The sequence below is a fragment of the Cognatundibacterium griseum genome (assembly GCF_014284195.1).
In the GTDB taxonomy this organism is placed as follows: domain Bacteria; phylum Pseudomonadota; class Gammaproteobacteria; order Burkholderiales; family Burkholderiaceae_D; genus Undibacterium; species Undibacterium griseum.
Map to the genome: position 1 here is coordinate 104,483 of NZ_JACOGC010000001.1, position 21,997 is coordinate 126,479.

At 53.1% G+C, this 21,997-nt stretch carries 22 protein-coding genes; 21 read left to right on the top strand and 1 reads right to left on the bottom strand.

Annotated features, from left to right (window positions below; translation table 11 throughout):
• The first annotated feature begins 85 nt into the window (after positions 1-85).
• The 8 genes from H8K27_RS00430 to H8K27_RS00465 all read left to right on the top strand — a co-directional run bounded on the left by H8K27_RS00430 (position 86) and on the right by H8K27_RS00465 (position 9,518).
• Positions 86-1,582 carry a CoA-acylating methylmalonate-semialdehyde dehydrogenase gene (locus H8K27_RS00430; protein WP_186861277.1) on the top strand — a complete coding sequence of 499 codons (1,497 nt, stop codon included), beginning with the start codon at positions 86-88 and terminating at the stop codon, positions 1,580-1,582.
• 178 nt (positions 1,583-1,760) lie between these two features.
• The gene (locus H8K27_RS00435; protein WP_186861278.1) at positions 1,761-2,801 is read left to right on the top strand and encodes an NAD(P)H-dependent flavin oxidoreductase; all 1,041 of its coding nucleotides are present in this window, start codon (positions 1,761-1,763) and stop codon (positions 2,799-2,801) included.
• 19 nt (positions 2,802-2,820) lie between these two features.
• Positions 2,821-4,446 (top strand): GMC family oxidoreductase, encoded by a 1,626-nt coding sequence (locus H8K27_RS00440; protein ID WP_186861279.1) that lies wholly within the window; start codon positions 2,821-2,823, stop codon positions 4,444-4,446.
• Positions 4,447-4,728: 282 nt separating this feature from the next.
• The gene (locus H8K27_RS00445) at positions 4,729-5,505 is read left to right on the top strand and encodes an ABC transporter ATP-binding protein (protein ID WP_186861280.1); all 777 of its coding nucleotides are present in this window, start codon (positions 4,729-4,731) and stop codon (positions 5,503-5,505) included.
• Positions 5,502-6,224 carry an ABC transporter ATP-binding protein gene (locus H8K27_RS00450; RefSeq protein WP_186861281.1) on the top strand — a complete coding sequence of 241 codons (723 nt, stop codon included), beginning with the start codon at positions 5,502-5,504 and terminating at the stop codon, positions 6,222-6,224. The genes H8K27_RS00445 and H8K27_RS00450 overlap by 4 nt, the downstream gene beginning before the upstream one ends.
• Positions 6,225-6,282: 58 nt before the next feature.
• Positions 6,283-7,494, top strand: a complete 1,212-nt coding sequence (locus H8K27_RS00455) for an ABC transporter substrate-binding protein (RefSeq protein WP_186861282.1) — start codon at positions 6,283-6,285, stop codon at positions 7,492-7,494.
• Positions 7,495-7,644: 150 nt separating this feature from the next.
• Positions 7,645-8,529: a branched-chain amino acid ABC transporter permease gene (locus tag H8K27_RS00460; RefSeq protein ID WP_186861283.1), complete on the top strand. Its 885-nt coding sequence runs from the start codon at positions 7,645-7,647 to the stop codon at positions 8,527-8,529.
• Between the two features lie 11 nt (positions 8,530-8,540).
• On the top strand, positions 8,541-9,518 hold the full coding sequence (locus tag H8K27_RS00465) for a branched-chain amino acid ABC transporter permease (protein WP_186861284.1): 978 nt from the start codon (positions 8,541-8,543) through the stop codon (positions 9,516-9,518).
• A 163-nt stretch (positions 9,519-9,681) separates the two neighbouring features.
• Here H8K27_RS00465 and H8K27_RS00470 read toward each other — a convergent pair whose 3' ends face one another.
• On the bottom strand, positions 9,682-10,839 hold the full coding sequence (locus H8K27_RS00470; protein ID WP_186861285.1) for an iron-containing alcohol dehydrogenase: 1,158 nt from the start codon (positions 10,837-10,839) through the stop codon (positions 9,682-9,684).
• A gap of 116 nt (positions 10,840-10,955) precedes the next feature.
• Between H8K27_RS00470 and H8K27_RS00475 the strand changes: the two genes are divergently transcribed.
• The 13 genes from H8K27_RS00475 to atpG all read left to right on the top strand — a co-directional run bounded on the left by H8K27_RS00475 (position 10,956) and on the right by atpG (position 21,971).
• The gene (locus H8K27_RS00475; RefSeq protein ID WP_186861976.1) at positions 10,956-11,720 is read left to right on the top strand and encodes a TSUP family transporter; all 765 of its coding nucleotides are present in this window, start codon (positions 10,956-10,958) and stop codon (positions 11,718-11,720) included.
• A 207-nt stretch (positions 11,721-11,927) separates the two neighbouring features.
• Entirely contained in the window at positions 11,928-13,874 is a 1,947-nt protein-coding gene (gene mnmG, locus H8K27_RS00480) for a tRNA uridine-5-carboxymethylaminomethyl(34) synthesis enzyme MnmG (RefSeq protein WP_186861286.1), read from the top strand.
• Complete coding sequence (gene rsmG, locus H8K27_RS00485) at positions 13,871-14,521, top strand: 16S rRNA (guanine(527)-N(7))-methyltransferase RsmG (protein WP_186861287.1); 651 nt, start codon at positions 13,871-13,873, stop codon at positions 14,519-14,521. The genes mnmG and rsmG overlap by 4 nt, the downstream gene beginning before the upstream one ends.
• Positions 14,522-14,544: 23 nt before the next feature.
• Entirely contained in the window at positions 14,545-15,321 is a 777-nt protein-coding gene (locus H8K27_RS00490) for a ParA family protein (protein WP_186861288.1), read from the top strand.
• A gap of 1 nt (position 15,322) precedes the next feature.
• On the top strand, positions 15,323-16,216 hold the full coding sequence (locus H8K27_RS00495; RefSeq protein WP_186861289.1) for a ParB/RepB/Spo0J family partition protein: 894 nt from the start codon (positions 15,323-15,325) through the stop codon (positions 16,214-16,216).
• Positions 16,217-16,220: 4 nt separating this feature from the next.
• Positions 16,221-16,769 carry an RBBP9/YdeN family alpha/beta hydrolase gene (locus tag H8K27_RS00500; RefSeq protein ID WP_186861290.1) on the top strand — a complete coding sequence of 183 codons (549 nt, stop codon included), beginning with the start codon at positions 16,221-16,223 and terminating at the stop codon, positions 16,767-16,769.
• A 178-nt stretch (positions 16,770-16,947) separates the two neighbouring features.
• Entirely contained in the window at positions 16,948-17,286 is a 339-nt protein-coding gene (locus H8K27_RS00505) for an ATP synthase subunit I (RefSeq protein WP_186861291.1), read from the top strand.
• Positions 17,287-17,288: 2 nt separating this feature from the next.
• Positions 17,289-18,116, top strand: coding sequence for a F0F1 ATP synthase subunit A (gene atpB, locus H8K27_RS00510; RefSeq protein ID WP_186861292.1), 828 nt, complete (start codon positions 17,289-17,291; stop codon positions 18,114-18,116).
• A gap of 70 nt (positions 18,117-18,186) precedes the next feature.
• The gene (gene atpE, locus H8K27_RS00515; RefSeq protein WP_176803029.1) at positions 18,187-18,429 is read left to right on the top strand and encodes a F0F1 ATP synthase subunit C; all 243 of its coding nucleotides are present in this window, start codon (positions 18,187-18,189) and stop codon (positions 18,427-18,429) included.
• Between the two features lie 68 nt (positions 18,430-18,497).
• Entirely contained in the window at positions 18,498-18,968 is a 471-nt protein-coding gene (locus tag H8K27_RS00520; RefSeq protein WP_186861293.1) for a F0F1 ATP synthase subunit B, read from the top strand.
• 2 nt (positions 18,969-18,970) lie between these two features.
• Positions 18,971-19,504, top strand: a complete 534-nt coding sequence (locus H8K27_RS00525; protein ID WP_186861294.1) for a F0F1 ATP synthase subunit delta — start codon at positions 18,971-18,973, stop codon at positions 19,502-19,504.
• Between the two features lie 26 nt (positions 19,505-19,530).
• Positions 19,531-21,072 carry a F0F1 ATP synthase subunit alpha gene (gene atpA, locus H8K27_RS00530; RefSeq protein ID WP_186861295.1) on the top strand — a complete coding sequence of 514 codons (1,542 nt, stop codon included), beginning with the start codon at positions 19,531-19,533 and terminating at the stop codon, positions 21,070-21,072.
• Positions 21,073-21,101: 29 nt separating this feature from the next.
• Complete coding sequence (gene atpG, locus H8K27_RS00535; protein WP_186861296.1) at positions 21,102-21,971, top strand: F0F1 ATP synthase subunit gamma; 870 nt, start codon at positions 21,102-21,104, stop codon at positions 21,969-21,971.
• Positions 21,972-21,997 lie beyond the last annotated feature (26 nt).

The following is a 21,997-nucleotide window of genomic DNA, read 5'->3' on the forward strand; positions in this document are numbered from 1 at the left end:
TTGCTGTTGATAATAACTCATTGGATTTGCTATGGCGAGTCGATTAATCTGCTATCGAGTTTCTAATTTTGACTAAGGATTTCTTATGACATTCATGATTCAGCATTATGTAAATGGTCAGGTAATGAATTCGGCCAGCGGTCGTCAGCAGGACGTGTTTAATCCCGCCACCGGTGAAGTCGTGGCTCAGGTGGCGCTGGCTGATCAGGATGCCGTCAATGCCGCCGTGGCTGCGGCCAAGGCAGCTGCCCCGGCATGGGCCGAGACTGCGCCGCTCAAGCGTGCCCGGGTGATGTTTAAGTTCAAAGAGCTGCTCGATACGCATCACCGCGAAATCGCTGCGCTGATTACGCGTGAACATGGCAAAGTATTGTCCGATGCAATGGGTGAAGTCACACGCGGTATTGAGGTCGTTGAATTTGCCTGCGGTATGCCGCAACTGCTGAAGTCGCAGTTTTCCGACAATATTGGCGGCGGTATCGATAATTACAATCTGCGCCAGCCTTTAGGCGTGACAGCGGGGATCACGCCGTTCAATTTTCCTTTCATGGTGCCGATGTGGATGGCGCCGCTGGCGATCGCCACCGGCAACACCTTTATCCTGAAACCGTCGGAACGTGATCCTTCCTGTTCTTTGTTCATCGCCGAGCTGTTTAAAAAAGCCGGCCTGCCGGATGGCGTATTCAATGTATTGCAAGGTGATAAGGCAGCGGTGGACGGTTTGTTGCAACATCCTGATGTGGCGGCAGTGTCATTTGTCGGTTCGACCCCGATTGCCGAATACATTTACAGCGAAGGCACGCGGCTGGGCAAGCGGGTTCAGGCTCTGGGCGGCGCGAAAAATCATCTGGTGGTGATGCCGGACGCTAATCTGGAGCAGGCAGTTGATGCGCTGATGGGAGCGGCCTATGGCTCGGCGGGAGAACGCTGCATGGCGATTTCCGTGGCTGTGGCGGTTGGCGAGGTGGCAGACAAACTGGTCGCGGCTTTGATCCCGCGCGTGCAGGCGCTCAAGATCAAAAACGGCATGGAAGCCGATGCCGAAATGGGGCCGGTGGTCACGGCTGTGCATAAGGCAAAGATTGAAGGCTATATCGGAGATGGCGTGGCCGAAGGTGCGCAATTGCTGGTGGACGGTCGCGGCCTGAGCGTGCCGGGACATGCCGGAGGATTTTTCCTTGGCGGTACTTTGTTCGACCATGTGAAAGAAGGCATGAAAATTCACCGTGAAGAAATTTTCGGCCCGGTATTGTGCATCGTCCGCGTGCCGGATTTTGCTTCGGCAGTAGAACTGATCAATCGCCATGAATTCGGAAACGGCGTGTCTTTATTCACATCGGACGGTAATACTGCGCGTGAATTTTCCCGCCGCATTCAGGTCGGGATGGTCGGCATCAATGTGCCGATTCCGGTGCCGATGGCATGGCATTCTTTCGGCGGCTGGAAGCGTTCGCTGTTCGGCGATCAGCATGCTTATGGTGAAGAGGGCATCCGTTTTTATACACGCTACAAATCCATCATGCAGCGCTGGCCGGACAGCATCGGCAAAGGAGCGGAATTCACTATGCCGGTCGCCAAGTAAGTGTGATGTCTGATGAGATCAGCCTGCCGTGACATCTGTAAAAACATGGCATGCCGGGTTGCGGCAGCGGGCAGGATAAAGTCTGGTGTAAGCAATCCGCCGTATAGTCTTTCCGACGTTCCGGGCTGATACGGACGACTGCTCTCATCACACACAACACTCTGACGAAGGAAATTTCATGCTGACGATGGATCATCTTTGCCCTTATCCGATCATACAGGCGCCAATGGCGGGCGGTGCCACGACGCCGGAGCTGGTGGCCGCTGTGTCCAATGCCGGTGGCCTGGGTTCGCTGGCGGCGCCGCTGTTGTCCCCGCTGGCGATTATCGAACAGGCCGAACATATCCGCCGCCTGACGGATAAACCGTTTGCAATCAATCTTTTTGTGCAGGCCCGGCCAGCGATCGATTTCGCCGCGCTGGAATCGGCCAAACTCCTGTTGCAGCCGGTTTGTCAGGAACTGGGCTGGGAAACGCTGCCGACGCCAACGCGCTGGTGCGAAGATTTTGAATCACAGTTAGATGCGCTGATTACCGCACATCCGGCGGTCGCCAGCTTTACCTTTGATGTTTTGCACGGCAGCCAGATGCAGCGCTTGCACGACGCCGGGATTCTGGTAGTCGGCACCGCGACCAATTTGCAGGAAGCGATCGTATGGCAGGCGATCGGAGCCGACGCGGTCTGTTTGCAAGGTGTGGAGGCTGGCGGACATCGCGGTACATTTATCGGCGCTCAGCAGGCATCCACGCTGGGCACGATGGCGCTGCTGAAGGCCTGCCGTCCGCATATGCAGATTCCGCTGATCGCTGCGGGCGGTATCATGGATGGCCGTGATATTGCCGCCATGCGCGCCGCCGGTGCGCAATGGGTGCAGATGGGAACGGCTTTCCTGACGACGCTGGAGTCCGGGATTTCTTCCGCTTACAAACAACGTCTGTTGCAGGCAGACAGCGACACCACACGCCAGACCCGGGCTTTTTCAGGGCGCTATGCACGTGGTCTCGACAATCGTTTCATGCAGCTGATGGCGGGAGTGGCGGAACAAGTCCCGGCTTATCCAATTCAGAATGCGCTGACTGGTTCAATCCGCGCAGCAGCAGCGAAAGAAAACAATACGGAACTGATGTCTTTGTGGTGCGGACAGGGTGTCGCCAGAAGCAAGGAAATCAGTGCGGCGGATCTGATGGCGGAACTCGTCCGCGACATGCAGGCAGCTTAATTATTCGGGGAAAGATGGTATGGAATCAGCAGGTCAGTATGACTACATTGTGATTGGTGGTGGCACCGCAGGTTGTGTTCTGGCAAACCGGCTGTCGCAACGGCCAGAAAATCATGTGCTGCTGATTGAGGCTGGCGGGAAAGATGATTATCTGTGGATTCATATTCCGGTCGGCTATCTGTACTGCATCAATAATCCGCGTACCGACTGGATGTTCCGGACGGAATCCGAACCGGGGCTGAATGGCCGCAGCCTGATTTATCCGCGCGGCAAAGTGCTGGGTGGCTGCTCATCCATCAACGGCATGATTTACATGCGTGGTCAGGAACGTGACTACAACGAATGGGCGGCGCTGAGCGGCGATGACAGCTGGCGCTGGGATCAGGTGCTGCCCTTGTTTAAAAAAAGCGAGGACCATTACAGCGCTGATGCCGCATTTCATGGCAGTGGCGGCGAATGGCGGGTTGAACGGCAGCGCCTGTCGTGGGAGATCCTGGATGCTTTCCGCGAAGCCGCCGCCCAGACCGGCATCCCGAAAACGGATGACTTTAATCGCGGTGACAATGAAGGTTGCGGTTATTTCGATGTGAACCAGAAACGCGGTATCCGCTGGAACGCCGCCAAAGCGTTTCTGAAGCCAGCCGCCAGCCGGCCGAACCTGACCATCATGACAGGTTGCCAGGTACAGCGTCTGCGGATTACCGCCGATGAACAGGGAAAGCGTTGCTCCGGCGTTGAATTCACCGGCGGCGGGCGGGCATGGTTTGCCGAATCCCGGCGCGAAACCGTGCTGGCTGCCGGCGCGATCGGGTCACCGGCAATTCTGCAACATTCCGGTATTGGCGACGCTGCACACTTGCAACAGGTGGGGGTGCCGGTGGTGCACGATTTGCCCGGTGTCGGCGCCAATCTGCAGGATCATTTACAGATCCGTTCGGCCTTCAAAATCCAGGGCGCCAGAACGCTGAACAAGATGGCGAACAGCCTGTTTGGCAAAGCTCGTATCGGCCTTGAATATCTGATGTTCCAGAGTGGTCCGATGTCCATGGCACCTTCCCAGCTTGGCGCGTTCACCCGCTCGGATGCAGGTCAGGAAACACCAAATCTGCAATACCATGTGCAACCTCTGTCACTGGAAAAATTCGGTGATCCGCTGCACGATTTTCCGGCGTTTACCGCCAGTGTCTGCAACCTGCGTCCCACTTCACGCGGCCATGTCCGGATTGCCGCTGCAGATCCGCTGGCAACACCAAAGATTGTGCCGAATTATCTGAGCACGCCGGAGGACCGCAGAATCGCGGCAGACTCACTGACTTTGACGAGGAAAATTGTTGCAGCGCCGGCCTTGCAGAAATACCTGCCGGAAGAGATGAAACCGGGCGTGGAATTCCGTACCGAAGAAGAACTCGCCAGAGCTGCCGGCGATATCGGCACCACTATTTTTCATCCGGTTGGCACTTGCAAAATGGGACTGGCAGATGATGCCAGTGCCGTGGTCGACAGCAGATTATGCGTCAGGGGTATCCGTGGTCTGAGGGTGGCGGATGCATCGATTATGCCGACGATTACTTCCGGTAATACCAATTCTCCCACCATCATGATTGCTGAAAAAGCGGCATTGCACATGCTCAGAACCAGCTCCTGAGGAAGGCGGTTTATCGTTGATCTACGTGCTATTACTTACCGTAGTTATACCGTATTGGCGATCACTTGATTTGCTGGTTACTATCAAAAGTTGAGAATCACAATGAGGCAAAACGTACAAAATGTCGTTGAACCAGCATATTTTGCAGGTATAGTTTCAGCGCGGTTCTCAAGAATAAAATAATAAATGCCCGCTGCACGATCAGCGGGTTTGTTGTGGTGTTTTCATAAAAACAGGGACTGACGCCAAAAGGTGCGGTTCTGGAAACAACAAGGAGACGAGATGACCAATAATGTCATCCTGGAGACCAAGCGCCTGACGAAAGAGTTCAAGGGCTTTACGGCGGTCAATGCCGTAGACCTGCAGGTTCAGCGCGGACATATTCATGCACTGATCGGCCCGAATGGCGCCGGTAAAACCACCTGTTTTAATTTGCTGACCAAATTTCTGGTGCCGACTTCAGGACAGATTCTGTTCAACGGTCAGGATATTACTTCCGCAAGACCAGCCCAGATTGCACGTCAGGGCATCATCCGCTCATTTCAGATTTCAGCCGTGTTTCCGCACATGACGGTGCTGGAAAACGTGCGTATCGGGCTACAGCGGACATTGGGAAACTCATTTCATTTCTGGAAAAGCCATCACAGTCTGAACCGTCTGGATGAACGCGCCATGGAGCTGCTGGCGCAGGTTGATCTGACGGAATTTGCATCCACGGTCACGGTTGATTTGCCGTACGGCCGCAAGCGCGCGCTGGAAATCGCCACCACGCTGGCGATGGAGCCGGAAATGATGCTGCTTGATGAGCCGACTCAGGGCATGGGACACGAAGATGTGCACCGTGTGACAGAGTTAATCAAGAAAGTGTCGGCTGGCCGCACTATTCTGATGGTGGAACACAATATGAGCGTGATTTCCGGTATCTGCGACAAAATATCGGTATTGCAACGGGGAGCAATGCTGGCAGAGGGAACTTACGCCGAAGTTTCTCAGAATCCGAAAGTCATGGAGGCGTATATGGGCAGTACCGAGGGTGAACTTCAGGGGGCGCATGCATGAGCGTCCCGACAACTACCCCCGCATTGGAAATCAGCCATCTCCAGGCCTGGTATGGCGAGTCGCATATCCTGCATGATGTGAATCTGCTGGTGCATCCGGGCGAAGTCGTTACCCTGCTTGGCAGGAATGGCGCTGGCCGCACCACCACCATGCGTGCCATCATGGGATTGACCGGTGCGCGCAAGGGCTCAATCAAAATCAATGGCGTCGAATCCGTCGGCCTGCCAACGCATAAAATCGCTCATCTCGGCGTAGGTTATTGCCCTGAGGAACGCGGCATATTTTCTTCTTTATCGACTGAGGAAAACCTGATGTTGCCGCCCTTGGTTTCGCACGATCACGCCGGTATGCCGGTGGAAGAAATTTACGCCATGTTTCCCAATCTGGCGGAACGTAAAAACAGTCAGGGAACGCGTTTGTCCGGCGGCGAGCAGCAGATGCTGGCTGTTGCACGCATTTTGCGTACCGGCGCTCGTCTGCTGTTGCTGGACGAGATCTCCGAAGGGCTGGCACCGGTGATCGTGCAGGCATTGGCCCGGATGATCATGACGCTGAAGGCCAAAGGCTACACGATTGTGATGGTTGAACAGAATTTCCGTTTTGCCGCACCACTGGCAGACCGGTTTTATGTGATGGAGCACGGGCAGATTGTCGAAACTTTCGCAGCCTCACAGCTGCAGGACAAAATGCCTGTCTTGAATGAGCTGTTGGGTGTGTAACGATTTCTGCCGTGACCTGCAGGTTTGCAGGTATTCATAAAAAGTGATTGGAGAAGACATGAAAGTAAAATACAAAGCAGCCAGCCTCGCTGTCGCCGCCGCTCTGGCGGGGTTTGCCGGTTCCGCATCTGCCCAGGTATCGGGCGATGTCGTCAAAATCGGTTTCATCACGGATATTTCCGGTCTGTATTCCGACATTGACGGTCAGGGCGGGATCGAAGCCATCAAAATGGCGATTGCCGATTTTGGCGGCACGGTTCTCGGCAAGAAAATTGAACTGGTGACGGCGGATCACCAGAATAAGGCAGACATTGCTGCCAGCCGCGCACGCGAATGGTTTGACCGCGATGGTGTGGATATGCTGATTGGCGGGACGAATTCCGGTACTTCCCTGTCGATGTCCAAAGTGGCGGCAGAAAAGAAAAAAGTCTTTATCTCGATCGGCGCCGGCACCGCCCGCCTGACAAATGAAGAATGCACACCAAATACCGTGCATTACGCTTACGATACCGTTGCGCTGGCGAAAGGTACCGGTTCGGCAGTTGTGAAGCAGGGTGGGAAAAGCTGGTATTTCCTGACAGCGGATTACGCTTTTGGCGCCTCGCTGGAAAATGATACTGCCAACGTTGTCAAGGCGAATGGCGGCACGGTGTCCGGTTCGGTGAAACATCCGCTTTCTGCGTCTGATTTTTCTTCCTTCCTGTTGCAGGCCCAGACTTCCAAAGCGCAGATTCTGGGGCTGGCCAACGCAGGCGGCGACACGATTAACGCGATTAAAGCGGCCAATGAATTTGGCGTCACCAAGTCGATGAAACTGGCCGGTCTGCTGATGTTTATCAATGACATCCACTCGCTCGGACTGAATCTGACACAAGGCATGTACCTGACCGACAGCTGGTACTGGAACCAGACTCCGGAAGCACGCACCTGGTCGCGCCGGTATTTTGAAAAAATGAAGAAGATGCCTTCCAGTCTGCAAGCCGCAGATTATTCGGCCACCATCCAGTACCTGAATGCGGTCAAGGCGGCCGGCAGCGATGACACAGACAAGGTCATGGCGAAGCTGAAGAGCATGAAGATTAACGACATGTATGCCAAGAACGGCTATGTCCGTGCCGACGGTAGCATGATCCACGACATGTATCTGATGCAGGTCAAAGCCCAGTCAGAATCCAAAGAGCCTTGGGACTATTACAAGGTGGCACAAACGATTCCTGGTGAGCAAGCATTCACATCGAAGGCCGAATCCAAGTGCGCATTATGGAAATAATCTGATTGCCGGTTTGTACCCCGGAATTTTCTCCGGGGTACAGGCGGGGCAGTGGATTCATTGTCAGCGGGTTTTTCCGCCTCCGGGCGATTGGGGAAAAACCCGGTATTTTCATCCTCCGTTGCGACGGAAATTTTTCTGAAGAGTGCCATGGAAATATTTGGTATTCCGCTGCAAGCGATGCTGAGCCAGCTTTTACTGGGTCTGGTGAACGGCTCTTTTTACGCCATGCTGTCTCTGGGGCTGGCGGTTATTTTCGGATTGCTGAACGTCATTAACTTTGCACACGGTGCTCTGTACATGATGGGGGCATTCCTCGCCTGGATGGGCATGAATTATTTCGGCATCAATTACTGGGTGATGCTGATCGCTGCACCCCTGCTCGTGGGTATTTTCGGTATCGTGATTGAAAAAACCATGCTGCGCTGGTTGTACAAGCTGGATCATCTGTACGGATTGCTGCTGACTTTCGGGATCACGCTGATGCTCGAAGGGGTATTCCGCTCCGTTTACGGCGTTTCCGGTCAGCCGTATTCCGTTCCCGATGCGCTGATGGGGGCGACCAATCTCGGCTTTATGATCCTGCCGAATTACCGGGCCTGGGTCGTGCTGGCGTCACTGATCGTGTGTTTTGCGACCTGGTTTGTGATCGAAAAGACGAAGCTCGGCGCTTATTTACGGGCGGGAACAGAAAATCCCAAACTGGTTGAAGCATTCGGTATCAATGTGCCACTGATGGTCACCATGACTTATGGTTTTGGCGTGGCGCTCGCCGCATTTGCCGGTGTGCTCGCTGCACCGGTTATTCAGGTATCACCACTGATGGGTTCCAACCTGATCATCACTGTGTTTGCTGTGGTGGTGATCGGTGGAATGGGATCAATTCTTGGTTCAATTCTGACCGGGCTGGGTCTGGGCATCATCGAAGGGCTGACCCGCGTGTTTTACCCTGAACTGTCGGCGACGGTGGTCTTTATTGTCATGGCGATTGTGCTCATGATTCGCCCGGCTGGCCTGTTTGGTAAAGAAAAATAATCGGAGCGATCATGAATAAAAAGATGACTTACGGTATTGCTCTGCTGGCGTTGCTGGTGGCACCGACATTGATGTACCCGGTATTTCTGATGAAGCTGTTATGTTTTGCCTTGTTTGCCTGCGCATTCAATCTGCTGATCGGGTTTACCGGCTTGCTGTCTTTTGGTCATGCGGCTTTTTTTGGCGGCGCCGGTTATATCGCGGGCTGGGCTTTGCGCGATGCGGGTTTACCGACGGAAATCGGACTCCTGCTCGGCGTTGCGGCCGCTGCGCTGATTGGGCTGGTCATGGGGGCGCTGGCGATCCGGCGCCAGGGCATCTATTTCACCATGATCACGCTGGCGCTGGCGCAGATGCTGTATTTTGTATTTTTGCAGGCCAAATTCACTGGCGGCGAGGATGGTTTGCAGGGTGTTCCGCGCGGAAAATTGCTTGGCATGATCGACCTGAGTTCTGATCTGACTTTGTATTATGTTGTGCTGGCGATTGCTGTCTTTGGTTTCATGCTGGTGGTGCGTACGATTCATTCTCCTTTCGGGCAGGTACTGAAAGCAGTCAAGGAAAATGAGCCGCGTGCCATTTCCCTGGGTTATGACGTTGACAGATATAAGCTGATGGCATTTGTATTGTCGGCGGCGCTGGCGGGTCTGGCAGGCGCAACCAAGACGCTGGTGCTGGGCTTTGAGACGCTGACGGATGTGCACTGGACCATGTCTGGCCTGGTCGTGCTGATGACGCTGGTAGGTGGTCTGGGGACGCTGGCAGGGCCGATTGTCGGGGCAATCATTATTATTGCGCTGGAAAATAAGTTGGGCGATCTGGGTAATCTGCTGGCCAATATCACTACGGTAGAGTGGTTCCGTACACTGGGGGATTCGGTAACGATCGTGACGGGTTTTATTTTTATTATCTGCGTTTTGCTGTTCCGTAAAGGGATCGTCGGCGAGCTGGCAGTGGTATTTCAGCGCACCGCAAAAGGAAAGCACTGAAAGCAGCGACCCTTGCCTGTCTGCATCAACCGAAAAAAGCCCCGCAACGGCGGGGCTTTTTTCTTGTGCTCGAATACGCAGTCCGACGTCTATTTTTCTATTTCACTTTTATCCGGCGTGATGTGGCAAAACTGTTGTGTCATGCTGGCTGAACGCCGGTCATTTACCAAGCGGCAGCATAAATTGCACGGGCATCGGCGAGTCCCACTTCGCGTGGATTATTGCCGAGCAGACGGGTTTGCAGCATTGCGTCGGCGGCCAGGCGGTCCAGATCCTGTTGCTGAATGCCAACCTGACGCAGGCGGGTTTCTATCCCGGTGCGCAGGGCAAGGTCTTCCATCGCGCTGATTAAGGCGTTGCAGCGCGCTTCGGTACTGCCTCTGGCATCCGGCGCAATGATGTCGGCTAGTTCTGCATACAGTTCGGATGCAGCAGGGGCGTTAAACCGGAGGACATGCGGCAGGACCAGTGAATTAGATAAGCCGTGAGGTACATGGAAAATACCGCCAATCGGGTAGGCCAGCGCGTGTACCGCAGCACAGGGTGCATTGGCGAAAGACTGGCCGGCCATCATGGCGCCCAGCAGCATAGACTGGCGGGCGACCAGATTCTGGCCATTGGTACAAGCCTGATCAATGTTATTCCAGAGTAATTTCAATGCCTGCCGCGCCAGCATATCGGATACCGGATTTTTCTTGTGACGTGTGGTATAGGCCTCAATGGCGTGGACCATCGCATCAATGCCTGTGGCCGCGGTGACTTTAGATGGCAAACCAATCGTCAGTGAAGCATCCAGAACTGCAATATCGGCATACAGCTGCGGAGAGACCACGCCCATTTTAGTGGTTGCGCCTGTTGTTACGATGGAGATTGGCGTTACTTCTGAACCGGTTCCGGCAGTCGTCGGTATCTGAATCAGAGGAAGGCGTTTTCCTGTCACATTACCAATCCCGTACATCGTGGATAAGCTCTGGGTATTCTGCGCAAGCACAGCGATCAGCTTCGCCACATCCATTGAGCTGCCCCCTCCTAAGCCGATCACCAGATCGATTCCCAGTTCCCGTGCATTTTGGGCTGCTTCTAAGACAATGGCTTCAGGAGGATCGGCAATCACATCCGCAAATACGGAAACCTGGAATTTTTCGCTGTGCAGGCTGTCCAGCACGGGTTGTACTTGCCCGGTGTCCAGAAAACCCCGGTCCGTGACCAAGAGGAGGTGACGGCAGGCAGGATATTGTCGGGACACGAGCTTGCCGAGCTGACTGGCAGCACCCAGCTGACTGACAATGTGTGGGACGGTCTGAAATTCAAAGCTCTGCATGGCCATACTCCCCATGTTGTGATGGTGATATTTGTTTTACCCAATATTGGCAAGACTTGTTATGCTGCATAGCTTGCCAGATGTTGGATGTAATTAGATCAAGGTTAATAAATTTCATGATGGATATGCTGTTGTTGGGAGTCGCTGCTTTTTTTGCTGGTTTTGTCGATGCGATCGTGGGAGGTGGCGGGCTGGTGCAGGTTCCGGCTTTGTTTTCGATCATGCCCGGAACTGTTCCGGCAACTCTGCTGGGAACCAACAAGCTTGCCAGTATATGGGGGACAGCCGTTGCGGCCCGCAATTATATGCAAAAGGTGTCTGTGCGATGGAGCATGTTGTTACCAGCCGCAACGATGTCTTTTGCATTTGCTTTCCTGGGGGCTTATCTGGTTACCCATATTCCGCCAACCCAGTTGCGCAAGGCTTTACCCTTTATCCTGGCGGCGGTGGCGATCTATACGTTCATGAAAAAGGATTTTGGCACGCATGACAGGCCGCTGTTTTCCGGTAATAAAGAGGTCATGCTGGCAATGCTGGTTGCTGCGGCAATCGGATTTTATGATGGTTTTTTTGGCCCTGGCACCGGCAGTTTTTTTATGTTTCTGTTTGTGCGTATTTTCGGATATGACTTTTTACGGGCATCCGTTGTCGCGAAAGTTCTGAATGTCGCCTGCAACGCTGCAGCATTATCCTGGTTTGGTTTCAGCGGACACGTGTTGTGGGTCTTGGGCGGAATCATGGCGGCGTGTCAGATTGGTGGCTCGCTGTTAGGCAGTCATCTCGCGATCAGGCATGGAACAGGGTTTGTCCGGAAGATGTTTTTGCTGGTGGTCGTGGCTTTAATTTGCAAAACAACTTACGACGGATTTTTCCGTGTGTAAATTTTCATCTACATCTACCGGGTCAAATTGTTTCACGTGAAACCTTGGGATGTCAGGTGTCGTTGTGTTAATGATATTTGTTAATGGCTTGGCGCTATGTTTCACGTGAAACATAGCGCTAAATTGTTTGTGGAGTAGCTGGCGGGTGCGGGCAGGGGCTGAAAACAAACTATAATCCTGACTGTCCTTGTTTGTCAGAAGCTAGCCATGTTTTATCCTAAAGAATTCGATGTGATTGTTGTCGGTGGTGGTCACGCCGGCACCGAAGCTGCCCTTGCCGCTGCGCGGATGGGGCAGTCCACTTTATTATTGACTCATAACATCGAGACACTCGGTCAGATGTCCTGCAATCCTTCCATAGGCGGGATTGGTAAGGGCCATCTGGTGAAGGAGGTGGATGCCATGGGCGGGGCGATGGCAATTGCAACCGATGAAGCGGGTATACAGTTCCGTATCCTGAATTCCTCCAAGGGGCCGGCGGTACGTGCTACCCGTGCGCAGGCTGACCGGATTCTATATAAGCAGGCGATACGCAGTCGTCTGGAAAATCAGCCAAATCTGTGGCTGTTTCAGCAGGCCGTCGATGACTTGCTGGTTGAGGGCAATCGTGTGGTTGGTGCGGTGACACAGGTAGGTATTCGTTTCCGCGCGCGCGCAGTGGTGCTGACTGCGGGCACTTTTTTGGATGGAAAAATCCATGTCGGTCTGAATAATTATTCGGCTGGCCGTGCCGGTGATCCGCCTGCGGTGTCACTGTCGGCGCGTCTGAAAGAGCTGGCTTTGCCGCAAGGGCGCTTGAAAACGGGGACTCCACCACGCATAGATGGCCGCAGTATCGATTTCTCTGTGATGCAGGAACAGCCCGGCGATCTGAACCCGGTGCCGGTATTCTCCTACATGGGAACGACTGCCATGCACCCTAAGCAGGTACCTTGCTGGATCACTCATACCAATGAAAAAACCCACGACATTATCCGTGCCGGCCTCGACCGCAGCCCTATGTACACCGGCGTGATCGAGGGGGTTGGGCCGCGTTACTGCCCGTCGATCGAAGACAAGATTCACCGCTTCGCCGGCAAAGAGTCGCATCAGATTTTTCTCGAGCCGGAAGGACTGACCACCAATGAGTTCTATCCTAACGGTATCTCGACCAGCCTGCCATTCGATGTGCAGCTGGATCTGGTGCGTTCTATGCGTGGCATGGAAAATGCCTACATCCTGCGCCCCGGCTATGCGATTGAATACGACTACTTTGATCCGCGTGGCTTGAAGTCTTCGCTGGAAACCCGTCAGATCGAAGGCTTGTTCTTTGCGGGTCAGATCAATGGCACCACCGGATATGAAGAGGCCGCTGCACAAGGTATGCTGGCTGGCCTGAATGCCGCTTTGCAAACGCAGGGCAGGGAAGCCTGGGTGCCGCGTCGTGACGAAGCCTATCTGGGTGTATTGGTCGACGATCTGATCACCAAGGGCGTGCAGGAACCCTATCGTATGTTCACCAGCCGTGCTGAATTCCGCCTCAGCCTGCGTGAAGACAATGCCGATATGCGCCTGACCGGGATCGGGCGTCAGCTTGGCTGTGTCAGTGATGCACAGTGGCAGGCATTTGAAAACAAGCGCGAACAGGTTGCACGTGAAATGGAAAGACTGCGTACTACCTGGGTCAATCCGCGCATACTGGCTGCCACCGAAGCGGAGCGGGTGCTGGGCAAAGCCCTCGAGCGTGAATACTCGCTGGCGGATCTGTTGCGCCGGCCGCAGGTCAATTATGAGAGTCTGATGAGCTTGCGCGGCGTCGAGCAGCAAGACCTGGCCGGCCCGGCAGTCGCCGATCCGGCGGTACGCGAGCAGGTTGAAATCCAGGTCAAATATGCGGGTTATATCGACCGCCAGGCGAAAGAAGTCGAACGTCATGCTCATTATGAAAACCTGAAAATGCCGGTCGGTTTTGACTATATGGAGGTCAGCGGTCTGTCGATCGAAGTGCGCCAGAAACTCAATAAGCACCAGCCCGAAACACTGGGCCAGTGCGGCCGAATCTCCGGTGTGACGCCGGCAGCGATTTCCCTGTTATTGGTACACCTGAAGAAAAAAGGGTTTAAGGAATTTATGGCTGCAACCGGAACAACGCCTGAAACGGAGGGCGCAGAATGACGGTGATGGATACGGCAAGCCTGAAGCAGCGCCTGATTTCAGGTGTGCAAGAATTAGGCCTGTTATTGGATGATCTCCAAATAGAAAAAATGATTGCCTATTTGTCATTATTGTCTAAATGGAATTCTGTTTACAATCTGACGGCAATCCGTGATCCTCAGGAAATGGTCAGGCAGCATCTATTGGACTCTTTATCTGCCGCACCGGCTTTTGAAGGTGCGAAAAATGTTCTGGATGTCGGCGCAGGTGGCGGTTTGCCGGGCATGATGCTGGCGATCGTTTATCCGCACATCAAAATCTCCATGATTGATACGGTCAGTAAGAAGACTGCGTTTCTGACGCAGGTAAAGACGGAGCTTGGTCTGGCCAATGTCACGGTGTACACCGGGCGGGTTGAAAAACTGACCGTCGCTGAAAAATTCGATGTGATTACCTCGCGCGCATTTTCCGAGCTGGCCAATTTCATCAACTGGTCCGGCCATCTGCTGGCCGATGGCGGCCGGTTCATTGCCATGAAAGGCGTGGCACCTGCCCAGGAAATAGAACGCTTGCCGGCAGGCTGGCAGGTCACAGGTGTGCAGGCGCTGCATGTACCGGGACTGGATGCGGAACGTCATCTGGTGTTTGTGAAACGTATCGACAACTGATTATCTACTCACGGAAATCCTCTATGGCAAAAATCTTTTGTATCGCCAATCAAAAAGGTGGCGTGGGAAAAACCACCACCACCGTCAATCTGGCAGCCGGTCTTGCCAAACTGAATCAGCGGGTTTTGCTGGTCGATCTTGATCCGCAGGGAAATGCCACGATGGGGGCGGGGATTAATAAAGCCAAACTCACGGCATCCGTGTACGAAGTTTTACTGGGTTTATCCGATGTGAGCCGCGCCCGGCTAAGGTCGGAATCCGGTCAGTTCGACGTGCTTCCTGCCAACCGTGAACTGGCGGGTGCTGAAGTAGAAATGGTCGAACTGGAAAACCGCGATAAGCGCTTGCGCGATGCGTTAGCACAAGTCGGCGCGGAATATGATTTTGTCCTGATTGATTGCCCACCGGCTTTATCCATGCTGACATTGAATGGTTTGTGCGCCGCGCATGGCGTCATCATTCCGATGCAGTGCGAATATTATGCGCTGGAGGGATTATCGGATCTGGCCAATACGATCAAGAAGGTGTCTGCCAATCTGAATCCCGACCTGAAGATAGTTGGCCTGTTGCGAGTCATGTTTGATCCGCGCATGACATTGTCTCAACAGGTATCAGATCAGCTGGAGCAGCATTTCGGTGACAAGGTGTTTAAAACCCTGATTCCGCGCAATGTCCGTCTGGCAGAGGCGCCGTCATATGGTATTCCCGGCGTGGTATTTGATCCTTCCTCCAAGGGTGCGCAGGCGTACATTGCATTTGGGGCAGAGATGGTCGAAAGAATTAAACAATTAGACAAATAATATGGTTATCAAAAAACAAAAAGGTTTGGGGCGGGGATTAGATGCCTTACTCGGCGGGGCAGGGGATTTTGCTGAGGCGGTGCCGAATGTGGCCGGTTCGCCCAGCAGTCTGTCCGTAACACAGATGCAGGCGGGTAAGTATCAGCCCCGTACCCGCATGGATGAAGGCGCACTGGCGGAGCTGGCTGCATCCATCAAAGCGCAGGGTCTGATGCAGCCGATTCTGGTGCGCCCGATCGGTCAGAGCAACGGAATCACCCGCTATGAAATTATTGCCGGTGAACGCCGCTTCCGTGCCTCCCAGATGGCAGGTCTGGAGGAAGTGCCGGTACTGGTCAAGGATGTGGATGACCAGGCCGCGGCTGCGATGGCCCTGATCGAAAACATCCAGCGCGAAGACTTAAATCCTCTGGAAGAGGCGCAAGGCATACACCGACTGATCACGGATTTTTCGTTCACTCACGAACAGGCGGCAAATGCCGTCGGCCGCTCGCGCAGCGCCGTATCCAATCTGCTGCGCTTGCTGAATCTGGCAAAGCCTGTGCAGACCATGCTGATGGCCGGCGATATCGACATGGGCCATGCCCGTTCCCTGCTGTCTGCCGATGGTGCAACCCAGATTCAGCTGGCAAATCAGATTGTCGCCAAGCGCATGTCTGTGCGTGAAGCGGAAAAACTGGTTGCAAAGACCGCTGCTGAATCTAACGCCACCGGAAAACCACGTGATAAGGTCGAAAAATCACGCGATATCACCCGTCTTGAAGAAGAATTATCCGATTTGCTGGCAACGCAGGTGGTGTTGAAAATGGGAAGCAAAGGACGCGGACAGTTGGTTATTGATTTTGCCGACCTGGATTCGCTGGACGGTGTAATTCTGAAAATTCGCGGTCAATAATATTATGGCAACCATACTGATATGCCCCGGATTGTCTGATTCCGGACCTGCACACTGGCAGAGTTTGTGGGAACAATCCATGACGCAGGCTGTTCGCGTTCAGCAGGCTGACTGGGATAATCCGACAAGAACAGCGTGGATGGCAGGGCTGGCATCGGCAGTCAGTACGGTCAGTGATGAGGTAATTCTGGTTGCGCATAGCCTGGGGTGTGCGCTGGTGGCGCACTGGATGGCTGCAGGAATGCCGGGTCTTACCGGCACACAAAAAATCCAGGGTGCTTTATTAGTGGCGCCGCCGGATGTCGGGCGCGCCGGATTTCCTGCGCCCTGCTTCTCCCCGATGCCAACAGTTCCATTTCCTTTTCCTGTCAAAGTGATTGCTTCGGACAATGACCCCTGGTGTGATATTGCAGTTTCGCGCGCCTGGGCGGAGGCCTGGCAGGCAGAATTTCACAATATTGGTGCAAAGGGACACATCAACAGTGAATCCGGTCTGGGAGACTGGAAGCAAGGAAAAGACTGGCTATCTGAGCTGTTGAGTCAAGCCGGATAAGATGAAAATTTCTGGTGATGTCTCATTCTGGGGCATTGCATCAAACGTTTGACGATGTTACGCACAACCACGTATAATTCCGTGGTTTTGATTGGCGAGGGTTCGCGCTGCCTGATAATATTTTGTGGCAAATGACGCGAAATCAATAATCATTTTGTAGATAAAGTGAGGAAGCAAGATGGCCCGTATCGTCCTGTTGCAGATGGCAACGGCATTGATTGCGGCTGTGCTGGCCGGAGTGTTCGGCAATGCTTCCGTCGCATTTTCTGCCTTGCTGGGTGGAATTTGTTGCGCACTTCCGAATGCTTTTTTTGCGTTGCGCCTGTTCATGAGCGCCCGAAAGCCCGGGGGAGCGAACCCGATGAGTTTTTTCATCGGAGAATTTTTCAAGATTACATTGACGATCGCACTGTTAGCTGCGGTCGTCTACTGGTACCGCGATGTTAACTGGCCGGCCTTTTTGATCGCCTTCATTGTGGTGCTGAAAAGCTATTTCATTTTACTCTTTAGGCACTGATCATGAGCTCAGCTGAACAAGTCACTCCGTCAGAATATATAGCCCACCACCTGGGTCATCTCACCAATTCACACACGCCACAAAGTTCTTTGTGGGATATGTCCTACGTTAATATCGATACTGTGATCTGGTCCGTTTTCTGTGGCCTGCTCGCTCTGGTGGTGATGTACATGGCTGCCCGTAAGGCCACTTCCGGTGTTCCTGGCCGTTTTCAATGCGCGGTTGAAATGCTCATCGAGATGGTGGACAACAACGCAAAAAGCATCGTTCATGGCAATACCAGTTTCATCGCTCCTATGGCGTTGTCGGTATTTGTCTGGGTTGTTCTGATGAACTCTCTCGATTTTTTGCCGGTGGATCTGTTTTCGCAATGGCTTTTCCCATTGCTGGGTCTCGATCCTGAAATGCACCACCGCGTTGTCCCGACCGCCGATCTGAATGGCACACTCGGTATTTCTATCGGTGTTTTTGTCCTGATGATGTATTACAGCTTCAAGATCAAAGGTGTTGGCGGCTTCATTAAAGAATTGCTGAGCGCACCATTTGGCCCTATGCTCTTCCCTTTCAATCTGGCGTTGAATCTGGTTGAGTTTGCCGCGAAAACTTTTTCTCTCGGTATGCGGTTGTTTGGCAATATGTTTGCCGGTGAATTGTTGTTCCTGCTGATTGCGGCATTGCTGGGTGCTTCCGATTCTATCGCAGGAGGTATTGGTCATCTGGTGCTGGGTTCTGCCTGGTCGATTTTCCATATCCTGATTGTGCCTCTGCAAGCGTTTATTTTCATGATGCTGACTCTGGTTTACATGGGACAGGCTCACGAAGCGCATTGATTTAAGTTTTACATTTTTGGTTTTGTATTTGGTTTTGGTATTTTAATTTTAACTTTCAAGGAGTTTTCTCATGACTAACGTCGCTTTGGTTGCATTGGCTTGTGGTTTGATCATCGGTTTGGGCGCTTTGGGTGCTTGTATCGGTATCGCTATGATGGGTGGTAAATATCTGGAAGCTTCTGCACGTCAACCTGAACTGATGGAAAAACTGCAAGGCAAGATGTTGTTGCTGGCTGGTCTGATCGACGCTGCGTTCATTATCGGTGTTGGTATCGCCATGTTCTTTGCAACTGCAAACCCATTCAAAGGCTAATTAGCTTTCCTTTTTCTACCGTGGGCCTCAAAGGCCTGCGGAACGATTAATTTGATAAGGAAACTAACGTGAATCTGAATCTATCTATGTGGTATCAGGCCGGGGTGTTTTTTATCCTGGCGCTGGTAACCGCGAAATTCATCTGGCCACCAGTGATTGGTGCAATTGATGAGCGCATGAAGCGCATTGCAGATGGTTTGGCTGCTGCCGATAAAGGCAAGGCAGAAATGCAGGCCGCTGAAAAGCGTGTGCAGGCGCAACTGGCTGCTGCAAGTGAAGAAGGCAAGACGCATATCAACAACGCGGAAAAACGCGCTGCCCTGATTGTGGATGAAGCCAAAAATACTGCCGCTGCTGAAGCTGCCCGCATTATTGCTGCTGCAAAAGCAGACGCCGATAACCAGGTGACCAAAGCGCGTGAAGAGTTGCGTGACCAGGTTGCCACATTGGCAGTCAAAGGCGCAGAGCAAATTCTGAAACGTGAAATCAATGCATCCGCTCACGCAGATCTGTTGAATCAACTGAAAACCGAGCTGTAATCATGGCCGAACTCGCAACGATCGCTCGTCCTTACGCTGAAGCGCTGTTCCGTGTTGCCCAAACCGGTAACCTGTCCGCCTGGTCGGATCTGGTTGCCGAAATGGCGCAGGCTGGCGCGCATCCCGATGTACAAGCTCTTGCACACAACCCAAAAATCTCGGCTTCTCAAAAAGCTGAGATTTTCCTGTCTGCGCTCAAATCTCCGGTGACTGCTGAAGCAAAAAACTTCATCAACACACTCGCTGACTATGACCGCCTGACTTTGCTGCCGGAAATCGCTTTCCAGTTTCACGCATTGAAAAACGCCCTTGAAGGCGCTGCCGATGCGGAAGTCACAAGCGCATTTGAAATGTCCGCAGCGCAGTTGAGCGAGCTGGCGAGTACATTGGAACAGAAATTTGGCCGCAAACTGCACGCTACTGTCAAAGTCGATCCGGCTCTGATCGGCGGTGTGCGCATCGTGGTTGGTGATCAGGTGCTCGATACGTCGGTACGTGCCAAGCTGCAAAAAATGCATGTCGCCCTGACCGCGTAAGAACGTAATAAATATTAGGAGTTAGTATGCAACTCAACCCATCTGAAATCAGCGAGCTGATCAAGAGCCGGATCCAAGGCCTTGGTGATACCGCTGAGATTCGTAATCAAGGTACGGTCATTTCCGTTACCGACGGTATCTGCCGCATTCACGGTCTGTCTGACGCGATGCAAGGCGAGATGCTGGAATTCCCAGGCAATACTTTCGGTCTGGCGTTGAACCTGGAACGTGATTCCGTAGGTGCCGTTATTCTCGGTGACTACGAGCACATTTCCGAAGGCGACACTGTCAAATGTACCGGCCGTATCCTGGAAGTGCCTATCGGCCCTGAACTGCGCGGCCGCGTGGTTAACGCGCTCGGTCAGCCTATCGACGGCAAAGGCCCGATCAATGCAAAACTGACTGCGCCTATCGAAAAGATTGCGCCAGGCGTTATTGCACGTCAATCCGTTTCGCAGCCTCTGCAAACTGGCCTGAAGTCGATCGACTCCATGGTTCCGGTTGGTCGTGGTCAGCGTGAATTGATCATTGGCGATCGTCAGACAGGTAAAACTGCTGTTGCGATCGACTCCATCATCAATCAAAAAGGCCAGGGCGTTACATGTATTTATGTAGCGATCGGTCAAAAAGCGTCTTCCGTTAAAAACGTGGTGCGCGCTCTCGAAGCCCACGGCGCAATGGAATACACCATCGTTGTTGCAGCAACTGCGTCTGAATCCGCAGCGATGCAATACGTATCCGCTTACTCCGGTTGCGCGATGGGTGAATATTTCCGTGACCGCGGTGAAGATGCGCTGATCGTGTATGACGATCTGTCCAAACAAGCGGTTGCTTACCGTCAGGTTTCCCTGCTGCTGCGCCGCCCGCCAGGCCGTGAAGCTTATCCAGGTGACGTGTTCTACCTGCACTCCCGTTTGCTGGAGCGTGCTGCACGTGTGAACCCTGATTACGTTGAAGCATTCACCAAAGGTGAAGTCAAAGGTAAAACAGGTTCCCTGACTGCATTGCCGATTATCGAAACTCAGGCTGGTGACGTTTCCGCTTTCGTTCCGACTAACGTGATTTCGATTACTGACGGTCAGATCTTCCTGGAAACTTCCCTGTTCAACGCCGGTATCCGCCCAGCGATTAACGCTGGTATCTCGGTTTCCCGCGTTGGTGGTGCAGCTCAGACCAAGGTGATCAAAAACCTGTCCGGCGGTATCCGTACCGACTTGGCGCAGTATCGTGAACTGGCAGCGTTTGCGCAGTTTGCTTCCGATCTGGACGAAGCAACCCGTAAGCAGCTGGACCGTGGTGCCCGTGTGACTGAATTGCTGAAACAGGCTCAGTACGCACCGCTGTCGATTTCCCTGATGGCCGTGACGCTGTTCGCTGTCAACAAGGGTTACCTGGATGACGTACCTGTGAAGAGCGTTCTGGCATTTGAAGCTGGCGTACACAACTTCATGAAAACCAGCCACGCTGCATTGTTGCAGAAGATCGAAGAAACCAAGCAACTGGACAAAGATGGCGAAGCTGCCATGGCTGCCGCAATTGCTGATTTCAAAAAATCCGGCGCCTATTAATTTACTGTAGCTAGAAGGAGTCAATACTCATGGCTGCAGGCAAAGAGATACGTGGCAAGATCAAAAGCGTAGAAAATACGAAGAAGATCACAAAGGCGATGGAAATGGTCGCCGCATCCAAAATGCGTAAAGCGCAGGACCGGATGCGTGCAGCCCGCCCATACAGTGAAAAGATTCGTCATATCGCTGCCAACTTGTCACAGGCCAACCCAGAGTACACGCATCCTTTTATGGTTCAGCAGGATCAGGCCAAGAAGATTGGTCTGATCGTTGTGACGACAGATAAAGGTTTGTGTGGTGGCTTGAATACCAACGTATTACGTCTGGTCACCAACAAATTGCGTGAACTCGAAGGTAAGGGTTCTAAAGTAGAAGCGGTTGCAATTGGTAATAAAGGTCTCGGTTTCCTGAATCGTATCAGTGCTCCGGTCGTTGCGCATGCTGTACAGCTTGGCGACGCCCCGCATCTTGATAAACTGATTGGTCCGGTAAAAGTACTGCTGGATGCTTATCAGGAAGGCAAACTTGATGCGGTTTACCTGAGCTACACAAAATTCATCAACACCATGAAGCAAGAGCCGGTGATGGAGCAGTTACTGCCTCTGACCGCCGACAAACTGGAAACAGATAAATCAGCCCATTCGTGGGACTATATCTACGAACCAGATGCCAATACCGTGATTGATGAATTGCTGATCCGTTATGTTGAAGCGCTGATTTATCAGGCCGTTGCTGAAAACATGGCGTCCGAACAGTCGGCCCGTATGGTGGCGATGAAGGCAGCAAGTGATAACGCGGGTAATGTGATTGGTGAGCTGAAGCTGGTTTATAACAAAACCCGTCAGGCCGCGATTACCAAAGAGCTCTCCGAGATCGTCGCCGGTGCGGCAGCGGTCTAAACTGAATTTAAAATTATTGAAGGAAC

Coding starts and splice junctions, on each gene's coding strand:
- H8K27_RS00505 (WP_186861291.1), top strand. CDS start 16,948: ATGGCCCGTATCGTCCTGTTGCAGATGGCAACGGCATTGATTGCGGCT.
- H8K27_RS00450 (WP_186861281.1), top strand. CDS start 5,502: ATGAGCGTCCCGACAACTACCCCCGCATTGGAAATCAGCCATCTCCAG.
- H8K27_RS00475 (WP_186861976.1), top strand. CDS start 10,956: ATGATGGATATGCTGTTGTTGGGAGTCGCTGCTTTTTTTGCTGGTTTT.
- H8K27_RS00440 (WP_186861279.1), top strand. CDS start 2,821: ATGGAATCAGCAGGTCAGTATGACTACATTGTGATTGGTGGTGGCACC.
- H8K27_RS00445 (WP_186861280.1), top strand. CDS start 4,729: ATGACCAATAATGTCATCCTGGAGACCAAGCGCCTGACGAAAGAGTTC.
- atpA (WP_186861295.1), top strand. CDS start 19,531: ATGCAACTCAACCCATCTGAAATCAGCGAGCTGATCAAGAGCCGGATC.
- atpE (WP_176803029.1), top strand. CDS start 18,187: ATGACTAACGTCGCTTTGGTTGCATTGGCTTGTGGTTTGATCATCGGT.
- H8K27_RS00460 (WP_186861283.1), top strand. CDS start 7,645: ATGGAAATATTTGGTATTCCGCTGCAAGCGATGCTGAGCCAGCTTTTA.
- H8K27_RS00435 (WP_186861278.1), top strand. CDS start 1,761: ATGCTGACGATGGATCATCTTTGCCCTTATCCGATCATACAGGCGCCA.
- H8K27_RS00430 (WP_186861277.1), top strand. CDS start 86: ATGACATTCATGATTCAGCATTATGTAAATGGTCAGGTAATGAATTCG.
- mnmG (WP_186861286.1), top strand. CDS start 11,928: ATGTTTTATCCTAAAGAATTCGATGTGATTGTTGTCGGTGGTGGTCAC.
- H8K27_RS00495 (WP_186861289.1), top strand. CDS start 15,323: ATGGTTATCAAAAAACAAAAAGGTTTGGGGCGGGGATTAGATGCCTTA.
- H8K27_RS00500 (WP_186861290.1), top strand. CDS start 16,221: ATGGCAACCATACTGATATGCCCCGGATTGTCTGATTCCGGACCTGCA.
- atpB (WP_186861292.1), top strand. CDS start 17,289: ATGAGCTCAGCTGAACAAGTCACTCCGTCAGAATATATAGCCCACCAC.
- H8K27_RS00470 (WP_186861285.1), bottom strand. CDS start 10,839: ATGCAGAGCTTTGAATTTCAGACCGTCCCACACATTGTCAGTCAGCTG.
- atpG (WP_186861296.1), top strand. CDS start 21,102: ATGGCTGCAGGCAAAGAGATACGTGGCAAGATCAAAAGCGTAGAAAAT.
- H8K27_RS00455 (WP_186861282.1), top strand. CDS start 6,283: ATGAAAGTAAAATACAAAGCAGCCAGCCTCGCTGTCGCCGCCGCTCTG.
- H8K27_RS00490 (WP_186861288.1), top strand. CDS start 14,545: ATGGCAAAAATCTTTTGTATCGCCAATCAAAAAGGTGGCGTGGGAAAA.
- H8K27_RS00465 (WP_186861284.1), top strand. CDS start 8,541: ATGAATAAAAAGATGACTTACGGTATTGCTCTGCTGGCGTTGCTGGTG.
- H8K27_RS00525 (WP_186861294.1), top strand. CDS start 18,971: ATGGCCGAACTCGCAACGATCGCTCGTCCTTACGCTGAAGCGCTGTTC.
- rsmG (WP_186861287.1), top strand. CDS start 13,871: ATGACGGTGATGGATACGGCAAGCCTGAAGCAGCGCCTGATTTCAGGT.